1 protein-coding gene is annotated in these 297 nt (G+C 55.9%); it reads left to right on the top strand.

Features of this window, described 5'->3' with window-relative positions:
• Positions 1-38: 38 nt before the first annotated feature.
• On the top strand, positions 39-297 hold a 259-nt coding region (locus ACN0X0_RS23155; RefSeq protein WP_417281153.1), incomplete at its 3' end, for a hypothetical protein.

The raw sequence follows: 297 nt of genomic DNA, 5'->3' as shown, positions 1-297 counted from the left end.
TGTGGTGGAAAGCTGCCGCAACAAAAAGGGAGGACAACATGACCATTCAATTCCACCGGCTGCGGCCGGAAAAAGAGACCCAAGCCGGTATGAGCCGGCGGATGTTTCTGATGACAACAACGATGGCCGGGATCACCACCAGTTCCATGCTGGGCAACGCGTCTTTTGCCGCGTCCGGCGTGTTGGACGACGCCCAAAAAGCCCGTCTTTTGCGTATGATTCAGGACATCTACCCGCATCCCGATGTCTTGCAGCTGTCGCATTACGAAGCGATTGCCGCAACCGTTCTGAAAAGCC

It is taken from the genome of Celeribacter sp. (assembly GCF_048270365.1).
Lineage (GTDB): Bacteria > Pseudomonadota > Alphaproteobacteria > Rhodobacterales > Rhodobacteraceae > Celeribacter.
The sequence above is the reverse complement of the archived record's forward strand: the minus strand, read 5'-3'. Positions and strand labels throughout refer to the sequence as shown.